Genomic DNA, 20,727 nt, shown 5'->3' with positions numbered 1-20,727 from the left:
TCAAAACGTCGTCAACCGAAGAGAAACCGATGCGCTATGAATCGTGAAGAGATCTGCCTGCTGCTGACAGAAAAAGTTAAACAGCTGAAAAACAATGAGAACAGGCTAAATGCGCTGCTGCCCGACGTGCGTTTGCTGTATGGCGCAGAACCCGCCCCGCGCACGCCGGTGATGTATCAGCCCGGCATTATATTTCTCTTTTCCGGCCATAAAATTGGCTACATCAACGAGCGTGTGTTTCGTTATGACGCCAATGAGTATCTGCTGCTGACCGTTCCTCTACCCTTTGAATGTGAAACCTATGCGACGCCGGAGGTGCCGCTCGCGGGTATTCGCATTAATGTCGATATTCTGCAACTGCAGGAGCTGCTGATGGATATCGGTGAAGACGATCTCTTTCAGCCTTCAGTGGCGGCGAGTGGAATTAACTCCGCGACGCTCTCGGAGGAGATCCTCTGTGCGGCTGAACGCCTGCTGGATGTAATGGAGCGACCGCTGGATGCCCGTATTCTTGGTAAACAGATTATCCGCGAGATCCTCTACCATGTCCTGACCGGGCCGCGCGGCGGCGCGTTGCTGGCGCTGGTGAGCCGCCAGACCCATTTCAGCCTGATTAGCCGGGTGCTTAAGCGGATTGAAACCAAATACACCGAAAATCTCAATGTTGAACAACTGGCTGCGGAAGCTAACATGAGCGTGTCGGCGTTCCATCATAATTTTAAGTCAGTCACCAGTACCTCGCCATTGCAGTACCTGAAAACCTATCGGCTGCATAAGGCGCGGATGATGATAGTGCACGATGGCATGAAAGCCAGCGCAGCCGCGATGCGGGTAGGCTATGAGAGTGCATCGCAGTTTAGTCGTGAATTCAAACGTTACTTTGGCGTAACGCCGGGTGAGGATGCGGCAAGAATTCGGACAATCCAGGGAAGTTAATGAGGGTTAACGCAGGCCGGATAAGCGCAGGGCCATCCGGCAATCAACGTCTCAGGCGCTGCAATACTTCTTCTTGATCACGACAAACAGAGTTCCGAGCAAACCGGCGGCCAGCAGGACAATCGGCAGGATCATCAGGATGGTCATCACCTGATCTTCATGGCGCTTAACGAAGGGGATCATGCTGAGTGCGTAGCCAAAACTGGTCACCACGCCGACCCACAGCAGGCCGCTCAGCCAGTTAAAGAACTGAAACCGACGGTTTGAAAGCCCGGAAATTCCCGCCATTGTTGGCAGCAGGGTGCGGACAAACGCCAGAAAGCGTCCGGCGAGTAGCGCCAGCAGTCCGTGACGGTCAAACATACAGGTTGCGCGCTGATGATATTTTGCCGGAAGCTGCTCCAGCCAACCTTTCACCGTTTTGGTGTTTCCCAGCCAGCGCCCCTGAATATAACTCAGCCAGCAGCCGAGGCTTGCGCCGGTGGTCAGAATCGCGATAGTCGGCAAGAAGTCCATCACCCCTTGTGCCACCAGCGCTCCGGCCAATAGCAGCAGGCTGTCGCCAGGTAAAAATGAAGCCGGTAAGAGGCCATTTTCTAAAAACAGCGTGGCAAACATCACAAAGTAGACAACGCTAACAACGTGTGGGTCAGCCAGCGCGGCAAAGTCGTGTTGCCAGAGCGCAGCGATAATATCTTGAATGACAGCCATGGACTTTCCTGTGGAACCGCGTTTAAGCCTTAATGTGCCTATTGTACTCCTGAATGGCGCGGGATGCCTTGATCCCGGACGCAACAAATACAGACATTTCCAGCAGAAGTGTCTGCATATATGTCCATTGGCGTCAATTTTACATGAGGCGGGAAAATCCTGCGTCTAAATCCGCAATCAGATCGTCAACGTTCTCTAAACCAATATGCAGACGGATCAGGGTTCCGCTGAAATCGACGCTGCCCTCAGGGCGAATTTGTGCAATCTGCTCAGGCTGATTGGCCAGAATCAGTGATTCAAAGCCTCCCCAGGAGTAGGCCATGCTAAACAGGCTGAAGTGATCCAGATAAGCGGACAGCGCTTCGTTGGTCAGCTTTTTTTTCAGGACAAACGAGAACAACCCGCTGCTGCCCGTAAAATCACGTTGCCAGAATGAGTGACCTTTGCTGCCGGGAAGCGCCGGATGATTCACCCGTTCGACCTGCGGATGCGCTGCCAGCCATTCGGCGATCTTCAGGCTGCTTTCATGGTGCTGGCGCAGACGAACGCCGAGGGTACGCAGGCCGCGACTGGTCATATACGCGGTATCGGCATCCACCATTTGCCCCATCAGATAGGCGTTTTCACGCAGTTGTTCCCAGCAACGTGCGTTGGAAACGGCGGTCCCTACCATCGCGTCTGAATGACCAATCAAATATTTGGTGCCCGCCTGAATGGAAATATCGATCCCAAAATCGAGCGCTTTAAACAGCACGCCGGCAGCCCAGGTGTTGTCAATCATGATAATGGCATTCGGTGCGACACTTCTGACCGCGGCGACAATCGCCGGAACGTCGTGTACTTCCATTGTGATGGAGCCGGGTGATTCCAGAAACACCACTTTGGTATTGGGCTGAATATGCTTAACGATATCTGCGCCCACCAGGGGATCAAACCAGCCGGTGGTGACGCCGAGCTTGCCGAGGATCTTGCTACAGAAATCCTGGCTGGGTTCATAGGCTGTGTGGGTCATCAGCACATGATCGCCTTGTTCGACAAACGCCAGAATGGTATTGGCGACAGCGGCGGCACCGCACGGAAAGAGCGCGCATCCGGCGCCGCCTTCCAGCTCGCACATCGCTTCCTGTAAGGAAAAGTGCGTCAGCGTGCCGCGACGGCCATAGAATAGCTCGCCGTTGGCGCGATGACGCGTAGCGTGCTTTTTTGCTTCTACCGTATCAAACACCAACGAAGACGCGCGTTGAATTACACTATTCACCGAACCGAGCGTGTATTTTTTGCTGCGTCCTGCATTCACCAGTCGGGTATCGAGCTGTTTTTCTGCCATGTTGGGTTACCTGTTTTTATACGTCTGGATGTCTAAACTAACATGGATGATGACGTTCGCATCCTGAATAATCCGCATAAAGCCGAAAATTTTACCCAAATTGCCTTCGGTGACTTTTTTACTGCGTAAACGCAAAGAAAAGAGAGTAAAGGTGCGGCACACTGCCTGTCTGTGTAAATACTAATGAGAACGACTATCAATTCGACGTCGTTTTGATATTATTATGCTCAGATTTTGTGATTTGCGTCCTGGAGATACAGAGTGGGTAATAATTTGATGCAGACGGATCTCTCCGTCTGGGGTATGTATCAGCACGCCGACATTGTGGTTAAGTGCGTGATGATTGGTCTGATTCTGGCGTCAGTGGTCACCTGGGCTATCTTCTTTAGTAAAAGTGTTGAGTTCTTCACTCAGAAACGTCGACTCAAGCGTGAACAGCAGCAGCTGGCCGAAGCCCGCTCTTTAGATCAGGCTTCTGCAATCGCCGCCGGGTTTGGCACATACAGCTTAAGCTCGCAGTTACTCAATGAGGCTCAGAACGAGCTGGAACTCTCCCAGGGCAGCGAAGACAACGAAGGTATTAAAGAGCGTACCGGTTTTCGTCTGGAGCGCCGTGTTGCCGCCGTGGGTCGTCATATGGGACGGGGTAACGGATACCTGGCAACCATTGGCGCGATCTCTCCATTTGTCGGTCTGTTTGGTACCGTATGGGGCATCATGAACAGCTTCATCGGGATTGCGCAAACGCAAACCACCAACCTGGCCGTTGTCGCCCCCGGTATTGCAGAAGCACTGCTGGCAACGGCGATTGGCCTGATTGCTGCAATCCCTGCGGTTGTTATCTATAACGTCTTCGCGCGTCAGATTGGCGGCCTTAAGGCGATGCTTGGCGACGTTGCGGCACAGGTACTGCTGTTGCAGAGTCGCGATCTGGATCTGAATGCAAGCGCTGCGGCGCATCCGGTACGTACCGCGCAGAAATTACGTGTAGGATAAGTTTCATGGCAATGCGTCTTAACGAAAATCTGGACGATAACGGTGAAATGCATGAAATCAACGTAACGCCGTTTATCGACGTTATGCTGGTTCTGCTCATCATCTTTATGGTGGCGGCACCTCTGGCGACGGTGGATGTGAAGGTGAATCTGCCGGCTTCTACCAGCACGCCGCAGCCGCGTCCGGAAAAACCGGTTTATCTGTCAGTGAAAGCGGATAACACCATGTTCATCGGTAACGATCCGGTGACTTACGACACCATGGTGGCGGAACTGAATGCGTTAACCGAAGGGAAGAAAGACACCACGGTCTTCTTCCGCGCGGATAAAACCGTCGATTACGAAACGCTGATGAAGGTTATGGATACGCTGCACCAGGCGGGTTACCTGAAGATTGGCCTGGTTGGTGAAGAAGTCGCGAAAGCGAAATAATGAATCACCCGGCGGGGGAATGCCGCCGGGAAAACTCCATCCCCTATCCTAAATGCTCCCCGCCGCACACACCGTGTACTTCTGCGGTGACGTAGCTTGATTCCTGACTCGCCAGATAGACATACACTGGCGCCAGCTCTGCCGGTTGGCCTGCGCGCTTCATTGGGGTTTGCTGACCAAACTGGGGAATTTTGTCCTGTGTCTGGCCTCCGGAAATCTGCAATGGTGTCCAGATGGGACCTGGTGCGACAATGTTTACCCGAATCCCTTGTGCAGCGACCTGCTTCGCCAGCCCACGACTATAGTTGAGGATAGCCGCCTTGGTTGAAGCATAATCCAACAGATGCGGGCTGGGCTGGTAAGCCTGGATAGAGGACGTCGTAATAATGCTCGCTCCCTTCGGCAATAAAGGAATTGCCTCCTGGGTGATCCAGAAAAGGGCGAATACGTTTACAGCAAAAGTTTGCTGGAACTGTTCGCTGGTAAGATCTTTAATCTCCGGGATAGCCGTCTGTTTACCTGCTACCAGCGCCAGAATATCCAGACCGCCTAAGGCCTTGTGCGCGTCATGCACCAGTGAACGGGCAAAAGATTCGTCGCTGAGATCCCCTGGCAGGAGCACCGCCTTCCGCCCGCTCTCTTCGATAAGCGCTTTAACCTGCTTTGCATCTTCCTCTTCTGCCGGAAGATAGTTGATTGCCACATCCGCGCCTTCACGCGCATAAGCGATAGCGGCTGCGCGTCCAATGCCAGAGTCTCCCCCGGTTACCAGCGCTTTACGATTCTGAAGTCGGCCGCTACCGGTATAGGTTTTTTCGCCACAGTCAGGAATGGGAGTCATCTTTGCCTGGACGCCAGGGGCAGGTTGCTTCTGTTTGGGGTATTCCCCGGTAAAGTACTGAGTTGTCGGGTCTTGTAGTCTGGACATCACGATTATCCCTTCTGGTTCAACATGCTTTAAGCCTGGTTGATGAGACCGCCTGTTGAGAGGAATCAGGACAATTCTTACTCTTTACCGGGCAATATCCTCTCCTCATTCAGTGCAACAGTCGTCACGCTGGCTGTCCGATAATTGCCGTCTGAGAGCTTGCGGGTCAGGCGTAAGGTCGCCGTCTCGCGTGCCAGCAACTGTTGGTATGTGCTTTCCAGGCGCGCCATGATTTTGTCATGCAGCTGTGGATGCTGTGTCATGATGGCATTCAGCGTGGCACCATAGATCTCTTCTTTTACCTGTAATGCATAGATTTCCCGGCGGTTCTGCCATTTAAGGCGTACCAGCGCCGCAGGGATTGAGGTCGTCTCCTGCGCCACGCTTTCCAGTGTGGCATTTTTATTGGCAATTAACGCCGCAAGGTTTTGCTTTAAGACAAATTCATCACTTTTATGATTATCTAAAGCTAAATAAACATTATTATCCTCAACATCTTTTTTCATTTTTCATCTTCCAGGGAGTAAAAGATGGGCGAATTCTTCTCGTGAGTAATTAAGTTAAGCCAGATTTTCTCACCGCTATTATTTATTTTTTCCGTCATTTCGGCCAGTATTTTACTTAAGGCCTGAGCATCTATATCGCCTTCTTCCTGTAAGTTGTTAATGACACGAGTAAACGTGTCAATTTTGGCGACACGATAGAGTCTGTCTTTTAAATGACGATCGCGCTCTTCAAGAAGCATATTTTTGGATTGACCTGTGGAAGCAGTACTAATTAAAATGTCAGACTCATAGTGGCTGAGCGATATTTTTCCCTGAGTTAAATTTTCACTGTTTTCTACGGATTTGGTGGTCCGGGAAAGATGAGCCCGTGGTGGAACAAGATGCTCAGGAAGCATGTTGTAAGCTCCTTTGTTATCAAACGCTAAAGCATTCAGGTTTTGTTGACGATAACATGACATAATTCTAAAATCAAAAACGGAGTCCGTTGATGAGCAGTGTTTTTTATTCTGTCATTATCCTGTTATTACTCACCGTTGGCGTACTTATATTCATCCGGGAGTATAATAAAAATCATGATTCCGACACCAGAACAGCGATAAATCAATCAGAACCCATGAGTAAAGAAGAGGGAGAAGACCATTTTTCCTCCCTTATGAATATGATTACACCGGTATGGTACTGGCGGGTCAATCACGAATATATTGATTTCCTTCACGCCACGATAAAACGAATGACGGTGGCAGAACTCAACGGAACACCAGGGCTCTTTGACGCGCAGCGTCGTTGCAGCGATCTGAATTCAGCAGTCTATAAATATTATGACAATATTAAAAAGCGTTGTCTGAACGGTGATAAGGTTTCGCATTCTGATCTTGATGTGCTGAACCTGCGCCAGTGTTTTCGTGAGTTCAGCATGGAGGCTTATCCCTCGCTGGTGGCGCTGGTCTGGCCTGAATACCAGCGGCCTCTGATTAATCCTGATGAGGTGTGAGGATTTATTCCTGTTGCTTAATTACGAGACAGGGGGACGAGAAACGTTCTGGACAATACGCCGACGTGGCATAAGCAATAAAAAACAGGGAGCGGTGCCCCCTGTTTGCTTATTTGTCAGATGATGCCTGCCAAAGATTCAGTTCGCCGTCGGCAACATGTTTATCAATCTGCACCAGTTCCTGCTCCGTAAACGTCAGGTTATTCAGGGCCTGTACGTTCTCTTCCAGCTGCTCCGGTCGGCTGGCGCCAATCAGAACCGATGTTACCCGGTTATCTTTCAACAGCCAGCTGAGCGCCATCTGCGCCATCGACTGACCGCGCTGTTGCGCCATCTCATTGAGTAAACGCAGGCTGTTCAGGTTTGCCTCGGTTAGCATTTTTTCTGTCAGGCCGCGAACCTTTTTCCCTTCACGCTGCATGCGTGAACCTTCCGGAATACCGTTCAGATACTTCCCGGTTAACAGCCCCTGCGCCAGTGGCGTAAAAGCAATACAGCCGACGCCGTTAGATTCCAGCGTATCCAGCAGGCCGCTTTTATCCACCCAGCGGTTTAGCAGGTTGTAAGAAGGCTGGTGGATCAGAAGCGGAATTTTCCACTCGCGCAGAAGCTCTGCCATTTTCTGCGTACGTTCAGGCGAATACGAGGAGATGCCGACATACAACGCTTTTCCACTTTGTACCGCCTGAGCCAGCGCGGAAGCGGTTTCCTCCATCGGCGTATTTTCATCAACACGATGGGAATAGAAGATATCCACGTAATCCAGCCCCATGCGTTGCAGGCTTTGATCGAGGCTGGCGAGCAGATATTTGCGCGAACCACCGGAACCGTAAGGACCCGGCCACATGTCGTAGCCCGCTTTGGTAGAGATAATCAGCTCATCGCGATAGTGCGCAAAATCCTCGCGCAGCAAACGGCCAAAGTTCTCTTCTGCACTTCCCGGAGGCGGCCCGTAGTTGTTGGCTAAGTCAAAATGAGTGATGCCCAAATCAAAGGCTTTACGCAGCAGGGCACGCTGTGAATCCAGTGCCTGAACATGTCCGAAGCTGTGCCACAACCCCAGCGATAGCGCGGGCAGGCGCAGGCCGCTTTTGCCGCAATAGCGGTAAAGCATTTGCTCATAACGTTCAGAATTGGCTAACCAGGCCATGAGATCTCCTTTATGCAGGTGAATTTCAAAACAACGTTTCTATTCTAGACCTTAACGTACATCAATCCCGTCGGTCATGTCACAGTGCGTTGAAAATTCAGGCTGTGATTAATCTGAATGGAGGCTTTTGGATGAGAGGGAAAATCCTGCAAATTAAAAAAAGAGAACAATTCGTTGAATAATAATGCTCAGATAATTCATTACCATTCTTATGAATATACTCCTCAGCGTTTTGGCCAGACGTGAGAACCGTAAAAAAATAAAAAGTAAGTATACCTTCTCCTTGACCTGCCGATAACGAGGATAAGCCATCGCCAGATGGCTTATCCCTTTTATATCGCAAGGAAATGAATATGCGGCTGCTGCAAAACTTCACCATACGTATTGTGATGCTGACAATACTGGGCATCTTTTGTCTTCTCTGGACAGGCGTAGGCTTATATAGCGTTCATGCTTTATCGGAAGTCTCAGAGGGGAATGAGGTCGATCGCCACCTTGTCCGGCAAATGACCGTGCTTAGTCAGGGGAACGATCAGTATTTTCGCTTTGTGACGCGCCTGAGCCGCGCAATGGATGTCAAAACTGGCGGGGGCACCCCTGATTTTGCTCCCGTGCAACAGGCGCTGGACAACATGAGTAAAAAGCTGGAGGAGATGAAAACGCTCTCTCCGGGACCGATGGCGCCGGAGATTGCGGCTGCTGTGGTGGCGAACTGGCAGACGCTGCTTGATAAAGGGGTTACGCCGCAGATGCAGCTGGCGCAGCAGGGAACGCTCACGGCGTTTGCTGAACAAGCGAATAACGTGACGCCTGCATTGAGCCGGGCATTCGGCGCCAGCACGGAGCGATTTAACAGCGCCGCCGCTGTTATGCTGGACAGCACGCGTGTGATGGTGGATGGCAAAACGTCAATCATCCGTACCCTCATTATTGTCGCCGTGATTCTGGGCATTCTGATCCTGTTCTTTACCGACCGTTTTCTGGTCGCGATGTTGGTGAAACCGCTGGCGCGAATTCGCCAGCAGTTCCGTCAGATTGCCCGGGGCGATCTCAGCCAGCCGATTGAGGTATTTGGCCGTAACTGTGTTGGGCAACTGGTGCCGTTACTGAGTGCGATGCAGGACGGCCTGCGGGAGGCGGTCAGCAATATTCGCACCGGCAGCGAGAATATCTGGCGCGGCGCGACGGAAATCTCCACCGGTAACAACGATCTCTCTTCACGTACCGAAGAGCAGGCTGCGGCGCTGGAAGAAACCGCCGCCAGCATGGAGCAACTTACCGCCACGGTGAAACTGAACGCGGAGAGTGCACGCCAGGCAAGCCAGCTTGCTGATGCTGCCTCGACGACGGCAGGTAAAGGCGGGGCGCTGGTTTCGGAAGTGGTCGACACCATGCAGGGGATTTCCGCCAGCTCGAAGCAGATTGCGGAAATCACCACGGTTATCAACAGCATTGCTTTTCAGACGAATATTCTGGCGCTGAATGCCGCCGTTGAAGCGGCCAGAGCTGGTGAGCAGGGGCGTGGATTTGCCGTCGTCGCCGGTGAGGTGCGTAACCTTGCCAGCCGTAGCGCAGGGGCCGCGAAAGAGATTGAAGCGTTGATCGCGGAATCGGTACGGCGAGTGGATCAGGGGGCGCAGCTGGTGAAGGATACGGGTTCAACGATGGAGGCTATTCTGCGCGGCGTCACTGAAGTGAACACCATTATGAAACAGATCGCCTCAGCTTCTGAGGAACAAAGTAAAGGGATCTCTCAGGTCGGCGTGGCGATTACCCAGATGGACAGCGTCACACAACAAAACGCCGCCCTGGTAGAGCAGGTTTCCGCGGCGGCGGCGCTGGAACGACAAACTGAAGACCTGCAACGTTCTGTTCAGCATTTCCGGCTTTCGCAAAATCATGGCGCCAGTATGGTTGCAGAAACTGGCCTGCGTAACATGGCAAATTCTGTCTCTACCAGTGAAGGGGTGGCCTTTTAATCTGGCACAAAAAAGTGCGTGATACCTCTGGCGCTCGCTTAAAAAATCGCTATATAATTTATTATATAGCGATTGGAGGGATCATGGACAATCATTTTGGTAAGGGCCTGATGGCCGGGTTAAGTGCCACACGCGCTGACAGTGCCCGTAACGTGGCGGCATTCTGTTCGGACTATAAACGTGGCTTTGTACTGGGATTTTCGCATCGGATGTTTGAAAAGACGGGCGATCGCCAGCTTAGCGCCTGGGAAGCGGGGATTCTGACCAGGCGGTACGGTCTGGATAAAGAGATGGTCATGGATTTCTTTCGCGAAAATCAATCCAGCACCACAATTCGCTTTTTCATGGCTGGCTATCGGCTCGAAGGTTGATCCAAAAGGGGTATTATCTTGCTTTAATTAATTACACTACCGGCCAATCCCTTCGTTTTGCTGTTCCGTCGCAGTATTATGGTGCACATATCCATAAAAAAAGTGTGGTAAATGGCGCGTTGATCGCAGTAAGTATTTCCTGATTGACGCAGAATAAAAGCCAGGTCTTCGCAACGGAATAACTATAAATGACTGGAGATAACACCCTCATCAATTCTCACGGCATTAATCGTCGTGATTTCATGAAGCTTTGTGCAGCACTAGCCGCTACCATGGGGCTCAGTAGCAAAGCCGCCGCAGAGATGGCCGAATCGGTTTCCAACCCGCAGCGCCCGCCAGTTGTCTGGATTGGCGCTCAGGAATGTACGGGTTGTACTGAATCTCTGCTCCGTGCCACCCACCCAACGGTTGAGAATCTTGTTCTGGAGACGATCTCTCTGGAATATCACGAAGTCCTCTCCGCCGCCTTCGGTCACCAGGTCGAAGAGAACAAACACAACGCGCTTGAGAAGTATAAAGGGCAGTATGTGTTGGTCGTGGATGGTTCAATCCCATTAAAAGATAACGGCATTTATTGCATGGTTGCCGGCGAGCCGATTGTGGATCACATCCGCAAAGCGGCAGAAGGCGCAGCAGCCATTATCGCTATCGGCTCCTGTTCTGCCTGGGGAGGCGTCGCCGCCGCGGATCCTAACCCAACGGGCGCCGTCGGTTTGCAGGAAATACTGCCAGGTAAAACCGTTATCAACATTCCGGGCTGTCCGCCTAACCCGCATAACTTCCTGGCGACGGTCGCGCACCTTATCACCTTTGGCAAGCCGCCGAAGCTGGATGCGAAAAACCGTCCAACCTTCGCCTATGGTCGCCTGATTCACGAACATTGCGAACGCCGTCCGCACTTCGATGCCGGTCGCTTTGCCAGAGAGTTCGGCGATGCGGGTCACCGTGAAGGCTGGTGCCTCTACCACCTTGGCTGTAAAGGGCCTGAAACCTGGGGCAACTGCTCCACGCTGCAATTCTGCGATGTTGGCGGCGTCTGGCCGGTGGCGATTGGTCACCCCTGCTACGGCTGTAACGAAGAGGGTATTGGTTTCCATAAGGGCATTCACCAGCTTGCTCACGTGGAGAATCAGACACCGCGCTCCGAAAAGCCTGACGTGAACATGAAAGAAGGCGGCAACGTTTCTGCTGGCGCTATCGGGTTGCTGGGCGGCGTTGTCGGCCTTGTTGCAGGCGTCAGCGTGATGGCGGTGCGTGAATTAGGGCGTCAGCAAAAGAAAGATAACGCTGACTCACGGGGAGAATAACCGTGAACAGACGTAACTTTATAAAAGCAGCCTCCAGCGGGGCATTGCTGTTAGGCGCCGCGCCGTCTGTCAGCTATGCGGCTGCAGAAAACCGCCCGCCCATCCCCGGCTCTCTGGGTATGTTGTATGACTCGACGCTGTGTGTAGGCTGTCAGGCCTGCGTGACCCGGTGTCAGGATATCAACTTCCCGGCGCGTAACCCGGAAGGAGAGCAGACCTGGTCGAACAACGACAAACTGTCGCCGTATACCAATAACATCATTCAGGTGTGGCGTAGCGGCGATGGCGTGAACAAGGACCAGATCGATAACGGCTACGCGTACATTAAGAAACAGTGTATGCACTGCGTCGATCCTAACTGCGTCTCCGTTTGCCCGGTCTCCGCGCTGAAGAAAGATCCCAAAACCGGCATTATTCATTACAACAAAGATGTATGTACCGGCTGCCGTTACTGCATGGTTGCTTGTCCTTACAACGTGCCGAAGTATGACTACAACAACCCGTTTGGTGCGCTGCACAAGTGTGAACTGTGTAACCAGAAGGGCGTTGAGCGTCTGGACAAAGGCGGTCTGCCTGGCTGCGTTGAAGCGTGTCCGGCGGGTGCGGTTATCTTTGGTACCCGTGAAGAGTTGATAGCGGAGGCGCAAAAACGCCTGGCGCTTAAGCCTGGCAGCGAATACCACTATCCGCGCCAGACGCTGAAAACGGGTGACACTTACCTGCATACGGTGCCGAAGTACTACCCGCATCTGTACGGTGAGAAAGAGGGCGGCGGTACGCAGGTACTGGTACTGACGGGGGTTCCTTATGAGAACCTGGATCTGCCGAAGCTGGATGAAATTTCAACTGGCGCGCGTTCCGAACATGTTCAACACACCCTGTATAAAGGCATGATGCTACCACTGGCAATGCTGGCGGGCTTGACCGTGCTGGTTCGTCGTAACACCAAAAACGACCATCACGACGGAGGAGACGATCATGAGTCATGATCCTAAACCGCTGGGCGGCAAAGTTATCAGTAAAACGGTCATCATCTTCGGGCCGTTAATCATCCTGTGTATGCTCCTTATCGTGAAGCGTCTGGTATTCGGATTGGGGTCCGTCTCCGATCTGAACGGCGGTTTCCCGTGGGGCGTATGGATTGCCTTTGACCTGTTAATCGGCACCGGCTTCGCCTGTGGCGGTTGGGCGCTGGCGTGGGCGGTGTATGTCTTCAATCGGGGACAATACCATCCGCTGGTACGTCCGGCGCTGCTGGCCAGTCTGTTTGGTTACTCTCTCGGCGGTCTGTCGATCACCATCGACGTAGGTCGTTACTGGAACCTGCCGTACTTCTACATCCCGGGCCACTTCAACGTGAACTCGGTGCTGTTTGAAACGGCGGTCTGTATGACTATCTATATCGGTGTGATGGCGCTGGAGTTTGCCCCTGCGCTATTTGAGCGTCTGGGCTGGAAGCTGTCGTTGAAGCGTCTGAACAAGCTGATGTTCTTTATCATCGCGCTTGGCGCGCTGCTGCCGACCATGCACCAGTCCTCAATGGGGTCGTTGATGATCTCTGCGGGATACAAAGTGCATCCGCTATGGCAAAGCTATGAAATGCTGCCGCTGTTCTCGGTGCTGACCGCCTTTATTATGGGCTTCTCGATCGTCATCTTTGAAGGCTCGCTGGTCCAGGCCGGTCTGCGAGGAAACGGTCCGGATGAAAAGAGCCTGTTCATCAAGCTGACGAATACCATCAGCATTATGCTGGCGATTTTCCTCGTATTGCGTTTTGGCGAGCTAGTCTATCGGGACAAGCTGTCGTATGCGTTCGCCGGTGATTTTTACTCCGCGATGTTCTGGCTGGAAGTGATTCTGATGCTCTTCCCGCTGGTAGTGCTGCGCGTCGCGAAGTGGCGTAATGACTCGCGGATGCTGTATCTGTCGGCGCTTAGCGCGCTGTTAGGGTGTGCAACCTGGCGTCTGTCCTATTCGCTGGTGGCATTCAACCCTGGCGGTGGCTACCACTACTTCCCGACCTGGGAAGAACTGTTGATTTCTATTGGTTTTGTGGCTATTGAGATTTGCGCATACATCGTACTCATTCGTCTACTGCCGATACTTCCTCCTTTAAAACAAAACGATCATAATCGTCATGAGGCGAGCAAAGCATGAGCCAGAGAATTACTATTGATCCGGTAACCCGTATTGAGGGGCACTTACGTATCGATTGCGAAATCGAAAATGGCGTTGTATCTAAAGCATGGGCTTCCGGCACCATGTGGCGCGGCATGGAAGAGATCGTGAAAAACCGCGATCCGCGTGATGCGTGGATGATTGTGCAGCGTATTTGCGGTGTATGTACGACGACTCACGCTATCTCTTCCGTACGTGCGGCAGAAAGCGCGCTGAAGATCGACGTTCCCGTCAACGCCCAGTACATCCGTAACATTATCCTGGCCGCGCACACCACGCATGACCATATCGTCCACTTCTATCAGCTTTCCGCGCTGGACTGGGTGGATATCACCTCTGCGCTGAAGGCGGATCCGGCGAAAGCGTCTGCGATGCTGAACGGCGTTTCCAGCTGGCATCTGAACAGCGCGGAAGAGTTCACGAAGGTTCAGAATAAGATCAAAGATCTGGTCGCCAGCGGTCAGTTGGGCATTTTCGCCAACGGTTACTGGGGGCACCCGGCGATGAAGCTGCCGCCGGAAGTGAACCTGATTGCCGTGGCGCACTACCTGCAGGCGCTGGAATGCCAGCGTGACGCAAACCGTGTCGTGGCGCTGCTGGGCGGTAAAACCCCGCACATCCAGAACCTGGCGGTGGGTGGGGTAGCGAACCCGATTAACCTTGATGGCCTGGGCGTGTTGAACCTGGAACGCCTGATGTATATCAAGTCCTTTATCGACAAGCTGAGCGATTTTGTTGAGCAGGTTTATAAAGTGGATACGGCGGTAATCGCGGCGTTCTACCCGGAATGGCTGGAGCGGGGTAAAGGTGCGGTTAACTACCTGAGCGCGCCGGAGTTCCCAACCGACGGTAAAAATGGCAGCTTCCTGTTCCCTGGCGGGTACATCCAGAATGCAGATCTGACGACATATCGTCCGATCGATTCTCACTCCGATGAATACCTGATTAAAGGGATTCAGGAGAGCGCGAAGCACGCCTGGTACAAAGACGAAGCGCCGCAGGAACCGTGGGAAGGCACCACGATCCCGGCTTACGACGGCTGGTCAGACGACGGTAAATACTCGTGGGTTAAATCCCCGACCTTCTACGGCAAAACGGTAGAGGTGGGTCCGCTGGCTAACATGCTGGTTAAACTGGCGGCGGGACGTGAGTCCACGAAAGCTAAGCTGAATGAAATCATCGCGATTTATCAGACGCTGACGGGCAACACGCTGGAAGTTGCGCAACTGCACTCCACGCTGGGTCGCATCATTGGGCGTACCGTTCACTGCTGCGAACTGCAGGGAATTTTGCAGAACCAGTACAGCGCGCTGATCGCCAATATCGGCAAGGGTGACCATACCACCTTCGTCAAACCGGATATTCCGGCAACGGGCGAGTTTAAAGGGGTCGGCTTCCTCGAAGCGCCGCGTGGTATGCTCTCTCACTGGATGGTGATCAAAGACGGCATCATCAGTAACTATCAGGCGGTGGTTCCGTCAACCTGGAACTCCGGCCCGCGTAACTTCAACGATGAAGTCGGTCCTTACGAACAGTCGCTGGTGGGTACGCCGATTGCCGATCCGGAAAAACCGCTGGAAGTCGTGCGTACGATTCACTCTTTCGACCCTTGCATGGCGTGTGCTGTACATGTGGTGGACGCTGACGGGAACGAAGTGGTCTCAGTTAAGGTTCTGTAATGCGGATATTAGTCTTAGGGGTCGGCAATATTTTGCTGACCGATGAAGCCATCGGCGTGCGTATCGTTGAAGCGTTAGAACAGCGCTACGTACTGCCGGATTTCGTTGAAGTCCTTGATGGCGGCACGGCGGGAATGGAGCTTCTTGGCGACATGGCGGACAGAGATCACCTGATCATCGCTGATGCCATTGTCTCAAGAAAAAACACGCCGGGAACGATCATGATCCTGCGTGATGATGAGGTTCCGGCGCTGTTCACCAATAAAATCTCTCCGCATCAGCTTGGCCTGGCCGACGTTTTGTCGGCCCTGCGCTTTACCGGCGAATTTCCGAAGAAGCTGACGTTGGTTGGCGTTATTCCGGAATCGCTGGAGCCGCATATCGGCTTAACGCCGACGGTGGAAGCGATGATTGAACCTGCCCTGGAGCAGGTTCTTGCCGCGCTGCGCGAATCAGGCGTTGAAGCTATACCTAAGGAGGCTGCGCATGTCTGAAGAGTTTTTAGGATTCCGGACCTCCCCGAAGACCCAGGTTCAGAACGCATTTGAAGAGATTGCTCAGCGTTCAATGCACGATCTCTCTTTCCTGCATCCGAACATGCCTGTGTATGTTTCTGACTTCACGCTGTTTGAAGGGCAGTGGACGGGGGCCGTTATCACGCCGTGGATGCTGAGCGCGCTGATTTTCCCCGGACCAGAGCAACTCTGGCCGGTGCGTAAAGTCAGTGAAAAACTCGGATTACGACTTCCCTGTGGGGAGATGACATTTACCGTCGGTGAACTGGATCGGGTTTCACAGTATCTCTCCTGTTCGCTGATGTCGCCGCTCAATCACAGCATGTCTGCAGAAGAAGGGATACGTCTGGCGGACGATTGCGCGCGGATGCTGCTGTCCCTGCCGGTCAGCGATCCTGACGTGCCGCAGCAGGCCGGACGCCGTGCGCTGCTGTTTGGACGCCGGAGTGGCGAGCATGCATGAACTGTCTCTTTGCCAGAGTGCGGTTGAAATCATCCAACAGCAAGCGGAGCAGCACGATGTAAAGCAGGTCACCGGCGTGTGGCTGGAGATCGGGGCGCTCTCTTGTGTTGAAGAGAGCGCTGTTCGCTTTAGTTTCGACATTGTCTGCCAGGGAACGGTGGCGCAAGGATGTGAACTGCACATCGGATATAAACCGGCTCAGGCGTGGTGTTGGGACTGTAGCCAGGTGGTTGAAATCACGCAGCATGATGCGCAATGCCCGCGTTGTCAGGGCGATCGTCTGCGGGTGGATACCGGCGATTCGCTGAAAGTGAAAAGTATTGAAGTTGTATAATTTTCAGGTGGTTAACTATGTGTATTGGCGTTCCAGGTCAGGTTCTGGCCGTTGGTGAAGATATTCACCAGCTTGCGCAGGTTGAAGTGTGTGGTATCAAGCGTGATGTGAATATTGCCCTGATCTGCGAAGACAGCCCTGAAACTCTGCGAGGGCAGTGGGTACTGGTGCACGTGGGATTTGCCATGAGCATCATTGATGAAGATGAAGCCAAAGCCACGTTAGACGCGCTACGCCGTATGGAATATGACATCACCAGCGCCTGATAACGCCTGATGACAATCTGTTAAGTGTTCTCCTCTCGCCTTATAATCCTGTGGCTGAATATGGTTTTGCCTGCCTGAGTGAACAAGGAAAACCGCTTGCCGACTTTTTGCTTTCATCACGGGCGAGGCTGATTCTCGGGCCGTACGGGTTTACTTAAACGGCGGGTAATCAGGCAATATAATGCCGGATGACGACGTCAGCGTCTTATCCGGCATCTTGTGTTAACGCTGACGCTTATCTTCGGTATTCGTCTCAAAGTCGCTGGCGTCATGGCGCTCGTGCAGCTGTTCATCCAGCGGGCCGTTGGTGCGATTCACGATCCGTCCTCGTTTTACCGCAGGACGTCCGGCAACCTCCTTCGCCCAGCGTTGCACGTTTTTGTAGCTCCCCGCCTCGAGAAACTCTGCAGCATCATAAACGTTACCCAGAACCACGTTGCCAAACCATGGCCAGACGGCCATATCGGCAATTGTATACTCATCGCCTGCAACGTATTGATGATCCGCCAGCTGTTTGTCCAGCACATCCAGCAGACGCTTCGCTTCCATGGTGAAGCGGTTGATGGCGTACTCAATTTTTACCGGGGCATAGTGGTAGAAGTGACCGAAACCGCCGCCGAGGAACGGGGCGGCACCCTGTAACCAGAACAGCCAGTTCAGGGTTTCAGTACGTTTTGCCATATCCTTCGGCAGGAAATGACCAAACTTTTCTGCAAGGTAGAGCAGGATCGAGCCTGACTCAAATACGCGAACCGGTGGGTTTTGCGAGCGATCGAGCAGGGCCGGAATTTTTGAGTTCGGGTTGACCTCAACAAAGCCGCTGGAGAACTGATCGCCTTCGCCAATACGGATCAGCCATGCGTCATATTCCGCATCCGCCACGCCCAGCGCCAGCAGTTCCTCAAGCAGAATCGTCACCTTCTGACCATTCGGCGTCCCTAAGGAGTAGAGCTGGAGCGGATGTTTGCCCACGGGCAGCGTTTTGTCATGCGTCGGGCCGGAAACCGGGCGGTTGATATTGGCGAACGCGCCACCGTTGGATTTATCCCACGTCCAGACTTTCGCGGGCTGATAGGTGTTGTCTGACATGTTGACCTGCCTTCTGAGTGGTTGTGTTGAAGCAGTGTAGCAGTTCACCACGTAGTGATTTAACTGATTGGGACATTTACGCCTCTCTATTTTTTCTCCTTGCGCGTCCGGTCGCTTCGTTGAGGTGTATGATGATTAACGTTGTAGAGCAGACAATCAGACGCTGCTCAGGCGGTATTGTTTTGAGGTAAGGTGCATGAGCAAAGGAACGACCAGTCAGGATGCCCCGTTCGGGACATTGTTAGGCTATGCCCCCGGTGGCGTAGCGATCTACTCTTCAGATTACAGCTCCCTCAACCCACGGGACTACGACGATGATGCCGCATTTCGCAGCTACATCGACGACGAATACATGGGCCACAAATGGCAGTGCGTTGAGTTCGCGCGCCGTTTTCTGTTTCTCAACTATGGTGCGGTTTTTACCGACGTCGGCATGGCGTGGGAGATCTTCTCGCTGCGTTTTCTGCGCGAAGTGGTGAATGACAACATCCTGCCGCTACAGGCGTTCCCCAATGGTTCCCCTCGTGCGCCGGTCGCTGGCGCACTGCTCATCTGGCAAAAGGGCGGTGAGTTCAAAGATACCGGCCACGTGGCGATTATTACCCAGCTGCTGGATGACAAAATTCGTATTGCGGAGCAGAACGTGCTTCACACTCCGCTACCGGCGGGACAACAGTGGACCCGCGAGCTGGAGATGGTGGTTGAAAACGGCTGCTACACCTTGCGTGACACCTTTGATGACACCACGATCCTCGGCTGGATGATCCAGACGGATGATACACAGTACAGCCTGCCGCAGCCGGAGATCGCCAATGACTCTCTGAAGATCCGCGGTGCGCGTCTGGAAGAGAAAGACCAGTTTGTCGGTAAATGGCTGAATGAGCAGGATCCGCTGCAAAAAGCCTATGTGCTGGCGAACGGGCACGTGATTAATCAGGATCCGCACCAGTACTTTACGATTACAGAGAGCGCGGAGCAGGAGCTGGTTAAAGCGACCAATGAGCTGCACCTGATGTATTTGCACGCCACTGACAAAGTGCTGAAAGACGATAATCTGCTGGCCCTGTTCGATATCCCGAAAATTCTCTGGCCGCGCTTACGCCTTTCATGGCAGCGCCGTCGCCACCATATGATCACCGGTCGTATGGATTTTTGTATGGATGAGCGCGGCCTGAAAGTCTATGAGTACAATGCCGATTCCGCGTCATGTCATACCGAAGCGGGGCTTATCCTCGAACGCTGGGCAGAGCAGGGTTATACAGGGAAGGGGCATAATCCGGCAGAAGGCTTAATCAACGAGCTGGCGGGGGCCTGGAAGCACAGCTGCGCGCGTCCTTTCGTGCACATCATGCAGGATAAGGATATTGAAGAGAACTACCACGCACAGTTTATGCAGCAGGCGCTGCATCAGGCGGGTTTTGAGAGCAGGATCCTGCGTGGGCTGGACGAGCTGCGCTGGGACGACGCTGGTCAGTTGATCGATGGCGACGGTCGTCTGGTTAATTGCGTGTGGAAAACCTGGGCGTGGGAAACGGCAATTGAACAGATTCGAGAGGTTAGCGAAACAGAATACGCCGCAGTGCCGATCCGTACAGGGCACACCAATCAGGAAGTGCGCCTGATAGATGTGCTGCTCCGTCCTGAAGTACTGGTCTTCGAACCGCTGTGGACGGTAATTCCCGGCAACAAAGCGATTCTGCCCATCCTGTGGCAATTGTTCCCGCATCATCGCTATCTGCTTGATACTGATTTCACGGTTAACGATGAGCTGGCGCAAACCGGTTATGCGGTGAAACCCATTGCCGGACGCTGTGGCAGCAACATCGACCTGGTGAGTCATCAGGAAGAGCTGCTGGATAAAACCAGCGGTAAGTTCGCAGAACAGAAGAACATTTATCAGCAGCTTTGGTGTTTGCCAAGCGTGGCTGGTAAATATATTCAGGTTTGTACCTTTACCGTCGGTGGCAACTATGGCGGCACATGCCTGCGCGGCGACGAGTCGCTGGTTATTAAGAAAGAGAGCGATATCGAGCCGCTGATTGTTGAGAGGGAGTAGTGCTGCCTTCCTGAAGGTTAACAACTGAAACCGAAAAGCCGGGGATGTCTCCGGCTTTTTACTGTCAGCTCTAAACCACCTCCTGGATAGGTGGTGATTGTCCCTGTAGGGCTATAGCCGAAGAATACTCATGCCCCATGCAAAATGGCACTCTCTTTTGGTACGATTCCCTTTAGATATGTCCGTAATGACATTAACGTTACGCATGGCGTATAATTATTATCCAGAGACACACCAGAGAATAACACCCTGCCAGCCGCAAGTTCGAGTGGTTTTGTTCTATTTTCAGCATCGTTGATGAGTATATTTATATAACTAATATCAAGGAAGTGGTCTGGTGCAAATGAACTCAGAATCGAGAAAATAAATTCCTGGGGATATTTATTGTTATCAATAATAAGCATTATTAAATGCCACTCCCGTCAGCCGGAGGGTATGATGCTGCTGTGATTCAGGTGCCGTAGCCGTTCAATAACCCATATACTCGTCATACTTCAAGTTGCTGGTGCGTTGG

23 protein-coding genes and 1 pseudogene are annotated in these 20,727 nt (G+C 52.8%); 16 read left to right on the top strand and 8 right to left on the bottom strand.

Annotation, left to right across the window (positions count from 1 at the left end):
* Positions 1-36: 36 nt before the first annotated feature.
* A complete protein-coding gene (locus C3432_RS15375; protein ID WP_103777446.1) occupies positions 37-936 on the top strand; it encodes an AraC family transcriptional regulator in 900 nt (299 codons plus the stop codon).
* Between the two features lie 51 nt (positions 937-987).
* On the opposite strand, the gene yghB is transcribed toward C3432_RS15375, so the two are convergent.
* Positions 988-1,647, bottom strand: a complete 660-nt coding sequence (yghB, locus tag C3432_RS15370; RefSeq protein WP_103777445.1) for a DedA family general envelope maintenance protein YghB — start codon at positions 1,645-1,647, stop codon at positions 988-990.
* Positions 1,648-1,786: 139 nt separating this feature from the next.
* Positions 1,787-2,974 (bottom strand): cystathionine beta-lyase, encoded by a 1,188-nt coding sequence (gene metC / locus C3432_RS15365; protein ID WP_103777444.1) that lies wholly within the window; start codon positions 2,972-2,974, stop codon positions 1,787-1,789.
* 261 nt (positions 2,975-3,235) lie between these two features.
* Here metC and exbB point away from each other — a divergent pair, with 261 nt between their 5' ends.
* Together exbB and exbD are read left to right on the top strand one after the other, a co-directional pair.
* The gene (gene exbB / locus C3432_RS15355) at positions 3,236-3,970 is read left to right on the top strand and encodes a tol-pal system-associated acyl-CoA thioesterase (RefSeq protein ID WP_103777443.1); all 735 of its coding nucleotides are present in this window, start codon (positions 3,236-3,238) and stop codon (positions 3,968-3,970) included.
* 5 nt (positions 3,971-3,975) lie between these two features.
* Positions 3,976-4,401, top strand: coding sequence for a TonB system transport protein ExbD (exbD, locus tag C3432_RS15350; protein WP_103777442.1), 426 nt, complete (start codon positions 3,976-3,978; stop codon positions 4,399-4,401).
* Positions 4,402-4,444: 43 nt separating this feature from the next.
* Here the strand turns inward: exbD and C3432_RS15345 are convergent, their stop codons facing one another.
* The 3 genes from C3432_RS15345 to C3432_RS15335 form a co-directional block, all read right to left on the bottom strand.
* A complete protein-coding gene (locus C3432_RS15345; RefSeq protein WP_103777441.1) occupies positions 4,445-5,329 on the bottom strand; it encodes an SDR family oxidoreductase in 885 nt (294 codons plus the stop codon).
* Between the two features lie 77 nt (positions 5,330-5,406).
* The gene (locus C3432_RS15340; RefSeq protein WP_103777440.1) at positions 5,407-5,835 is read right to left on the bottom strand and encodes a cytoplasmic protein; all 429 of its coding nucleotides are present in this window, start codon (positions 5,833-5,835) and stop codon (positions 5,407-5,409) included.
* The gene (locus C3432_RS15335; RefSeq protein ID WP_103777439.1) at positions 5,832-6,230 is read right to left on the bottom strand and encodes a hypothetical protein; all 399 of its coding nucleotides are present in this window, start codon (positions 6,228-6,230) and stop codon (positions 5,832-5,834) included. Before C3432_RS15335 ends, C3432_RS15340 begins: the two co-directional genes overlap by 4 nt.
* A gap of 92 nt (positions 6,231-6,322) precedes the next feature.
* On the opposite strand from C3432_RS15335, the gene C3432_RS15330 reads away from it, so the two are divergent.
* The gene (locus tag C3432_RS15330; protein ID WP_103777438.1) at positions 6,323-6,826 is read left to right on the top strand and encodes an ESA_00282 family adhesion-associated protein; all 504 of its coding nucleotides are present in this window, start codon (positions 6,323-6,325) and stop codon (positions 6,824-6,826) included.
* Between the two features lie 109 nt (positions 6,827-6,935).
* Here the strand turns inward: C3432_RS15330 and C3432_RS15325 are convergent, their stop codons facing one another.
* Complete coding sequence (locus C3432_RS15325) at positions 6,936-7,976, bottom strand: aldo/keto reductase (protein WP_103777437.1); 1,041 nt, start codon at positions 7,974-7,976, stop codon at positions 6,936-6,938.
* Positions 7,977-8,329: 353 nt separating this feature from the next.
* Here C3432_RS15325 and C3432_RS15320 point away from each other — a divergent pair, with 353 nt between their 5' ends.
* The 11 genes and pseudogenes from C3432_RS15320 to C3432_RS15270 form a co-directional block, all read left to right on the top strand.
* On the top strand, positions 8,330-9,955 hold the full coding sequence (locus C3432_RS15320; RefSeq protein ID WP_103777436.1) for a methyl-accepting chemotaxis protein: 1,626 nt from the start codon (positions 8,330-8,332) through the stop codon (positions 9,953-9,955).
* Between the two features lie 83 nt (positions 9,956-10,038).
* Entirely contained in the window at positions 10,039-10,326 is a 288-nt protein-coding gene (locus C3432_RS15315) for a DUF2623 family protein (protein ID WP_103777877.1), read from the top strand.
* Between the two features lie 188 nt (positions 10,327-10,514).
* Positions 10,515-11,633 (top strand): hydrogenase 2 small subunit, encoded by a 1,119-nt coding sequence (gene hybO / locus C3432_RS15310; RefSeq protein ID WP_103777435.1) that lies wholly within the window; start codon positions 10,515-10,517, stop codon positions 11,631-11,633.
* Between the two features lie 2 nt (positions 11,634-11,635).
* Positions 11,636-12,622, top strand: a complete 987-nt coding sequence (gene hybA / locus C3432_RS15305; protein ID WP_103777434.1) for a hydrogenase 2 operon protein HybA — start codon at positions 11,636-11,638, stop codon at positions 12,620-12,622.
* The gene (hybB, locus tag C3432_RS15300; RefSeq protein WP_103777433.1) at positions 12,612-13,790 is read left to right on the top strand and encodes a Ni/Fe-hydrogenase cytochrome b subunit; all 1,179 of its coding nucleotides are present in this window, start codon (positions 12,612-12,614) and stop codon (positions 13,788-13,790) included. Before hybA ends, hybB begins: the two co-directional genes overlap by 11 nt.
* Positions 13,787-15,490 (top strand): hydrogenase 2 large subunit, encoded by a 1,704-nt coding sequence (hybC, locus tag C3432_RS15295; protein ID WP_103777432.1) that lies wholly within the window; start codon positions 13,787-13,789, stop codon positions 15,488-15,490. Before hybB ends, hybC begins: the two co-directional genes overlap by 4 nt.
* Positions 15,490-15,984, top strand: coding sequence for a HyaD/HybD family hydrogenase maturation endopeptidase (locus tag C3432_RS15290; RefSeq protein ID WP_103777431.1), 495 nt, complete (start codon positions 15,490-15,492; stop codon positions 15,982-15,984). The genes hybC and C3432_RS15290 overlap by 1 nt, the downstream gene beginning before the upstream one ends.
* A complete protein-coding gene (gene hybE / locus C3432_RS15285) occupies positions 15,977-16,468 on the top strand; it encodes a hydrogenase-2 assembly chaperone (RefSeq protein ID WP_103777430.1) in 492 nt (163 codons plus the stop codon). Before C3432_RS15290 ends, hybE begins: the two co-directional genes overlap by 8 nt.
* A complete protein-coding gene (hypA, locus tag C3432_RS15280; protein WP_103777429.1) occupies positions 16,461-16,802 on the top strand; it encodes a hydrogenase maturation nickel metallochaperone HypA in 342 nt (113 codons plus the stop codon). The genes hybE and hypA overlap by 8 nt, the downstream gene beginning before the upstream one ends.
* A gap of 17 nt (positions 16,803-16,819) precedes the next feature.
* Positions 16,820-17,068 (top strand): hydrogenase maturation factor HybG, encoded by a 249-nt coding sequence (gene hybG, locus C3432_RS15275; RefSeq protein WP_103777428.1) that lies wholly within the window; start codon positions 16,820-16,822, stop codon positions 17,066-17,068.
* 38 nt (positions 17,069-17,106) lie between these two features.
* Positions 17,107-17,226, top strand: a pseudogene (locus C3432_RS15270) (molybdenum ABC transporter substrate-binding protein); the annotation flags it as partial.
* Positions 17,227-17,290: 64 nt separating this feature from the next.
* Here C3432_RS15270 and yghU read toward each other — a convergent pair.
* A complete protein-coding gene (gene yghU, locus C3432_RS15265) occupies positions 17,291-18,157 on the bottom strand; it encodes a glutathione-dependent disulfide-bond oxidoreductase (RefSeq protein ID WP_103777427.1) in 867 nt (288 codons plus the stop codon).
* Positions 18,158-18,353: 196 nt separating this feature from the next.
* Here yghU and gss point away from each other — a divergent pair, with 196 nt between their 5' ends.
* Positions 18,354-20,213, top strand: a complete 1,860-nt coding sequence (gene gss / locus C3432_RS15260; RefSeq protein WP_103777426.1) for a bifunctional glutathionylspermidine amidase/synthase — start codon at positions 18,354-18,356, stop codon at positions 20,211-20,213.
* A gap of 128 nt (positions 20,214-20,341) precedes the next feature.
* Here the strand turns inward: gss and C3432_RS15255 are convergent, their stop codons facing one another.
* Positions 20,342-20,617: a hypothetical protein gene (locus C3432_RS15255; RefSeq protein ID WP_103777425.1), complete on the bottom strand. Its 276-nt coding sequence runs from the start codon at positions 20,615-20,617 to the stop codon at positions 20,342-20,344.
* Between the last annotated feature and the right edge of the window lie 110 nt (positions 20,618-20,727).

The organism is Citrobacter amalonaticus, from assembly GCF_002918555.1.
In the GTDB taxonomy this organism is placed as follows: Bacteria; Pseudomonadota; Gammaproteobacteria; order Enterobacterales; family Enterobacteriaceae; genus Citrobacter_C; species Citrobacter_C amalonaticus_A.
Note: the sequence above shows the minus strand (reverse complement) of the source record. Positions and strands in the feature narration are given on the sequence as shown.

What these genes read in the sequence shown, in the direction of transcription:
- C3432_RS15375 (WP_103777446.1), top strand. Translation starts at nt 37, where the DNA reads ATGAATCGTGAAGAGATCTGCCTGCTGCTGACAGAAAAAGTTAAACAG.
- yghB (WP_103777445.1), bottom strand. Translation starts at nt 1,647, where the DNA reads ATGGCTGTCATTCAAGATATTATCGCTGCGCTCTGGCAACACGACTTT.
- metC (WP_103777444.1), bottom strand. Translation starts at nt 2,974, where the DNA reads ATGGCAGAAAAACAGCTCGATACCCGACTGGTGAATGCAGGACGCAGC.
- exbD (WP_103777442.1), top strand. Translation starts at nt 3,976, where the DNA reads ATGGCAATGCGTCTTAACGAAAATCTGGACGATAACGGTGAAATGCAT.
- C3432_RS15345 (WP_103777441.1), bottom strand. Translation starts at nt 5,329, where the DNA reads ATGTCCAGACTACAAGACCCGACAACTCAGTACTTTACCGGGGAATAC.
- C3432_RS15340 (WP_103777440.1), bottom strand. Translation starts at nt 5,835, where the DNA reads ATGAAAAAAGATGTTGAGGATAATAATGTTTATTTAGCTTTAGATAAT.
- C3432_RS15335 (WP_103777439.1), bottom strand. Translation starts at nt 6,230, where the DNA reads ATGCTTCCTGAGCATCTTGTTCCACCACGGGCTCATCTTTCCCGGACC.
- C3432_RS15330 (WP_103777438.1), top strand. Translation starts at nt 6,323, where the DNA reads ATGAGCAGTGTTTTTTATTCTGTCATTATCCTGTTATTACTCACCGTT.
- C3432_RS15325 (WP_103777437.1), bottom strand. Translation starts at nt 7,976, where the DNA reads ATGGCCTGGTTAGCCAATTCTGAACGTTATGAGCAAATGCTTTACCGC.
- C3432_RS15320 (WP_103777436.1), top strand. Translation starts at nt 8,330, where the DNA reads ATGCGGCTGCTGCAAAACTTCACCATACGTATTGTGATGCTGACAATA.
- C3432_RS15315 (WP_103777877.1), top strand. Translation starts at nt 10,039, where the DNA reads ATGGACAATCATTTTGGTAAGGGCCTGATGGCCGGGTTAAGTGCCACA.
- hybO (WP_103777435.1), top strand. Translation starts at nt 10,515, where the DNA reads ATGACTGGAGATAACACCCTCATCAATTCTCACGGCATTAATCGTCGT.
- hybB (WP_103777433.1), top strand. Translation starts at nt 12,612, where the DNA reads ATGAGTCATGATCCTAAACCGCTGGGCGGCAAAGTTATCAGTAAAACG.
- hybC (WP_103777432.1), top strand. Translation starts at nt 13,787, where the DNA reads ATGAGCCAGAGAATTACTATTGATCCGGTAACCCGTATTGAGGGGCAC.
- C3432_RS15290 (WP_103777431.1), top strand. Translation starts at nt 15,490, where the DNA reads ATGCGGATATTAGTCTTAGGGGTCGGCAATATTTTGCTGACCGATGAA.
- hybE (WP_103777430.1), top strand. Translation starts at nt 15,977, where the DNA reads ATGTCTGAAGAGTTTTTAGGATTCCGGACCTCCCCGAAGACCCAGGTT.
- hypA (WP_103777429.1), top strand. Translation starts at nt 16,461, where the DNA reads ATGCATGAACTGTCTCTTTGCCAGAGTGCGGTTGAAATCATCCAACAG.
- hybG (WP_103777428.1), top strand. Translation starts at nt 16,820, where the DNA reads ATGTGTATTGGCGTTCCAGGTCAGGTTCTGGCCGTTGGTGAAGATATT.
- yghU (WP_103777427.1), bottom strand. Translation starts at nt 18,157, where the DNA reads ATGTCAGACAACACCTATCAGCCCGCGAAAGTCTGGACGTGGGATAAA.
- gss (WP_103777426.1), top strand. Translation starts at nt 18,354, where the DNA reads ATGAGCAAAGGAACGACCAGTCAGGATGCCCCGTTCGGGACATTGTTA.
- C3432_RS15255 (WP_103777425.1), bottom strand. Translation starts at nt 20,617, where the DNA reads ATGCTTATTATTGATAACAATAAATATCCCCAGGAATTTATTTTCTCG.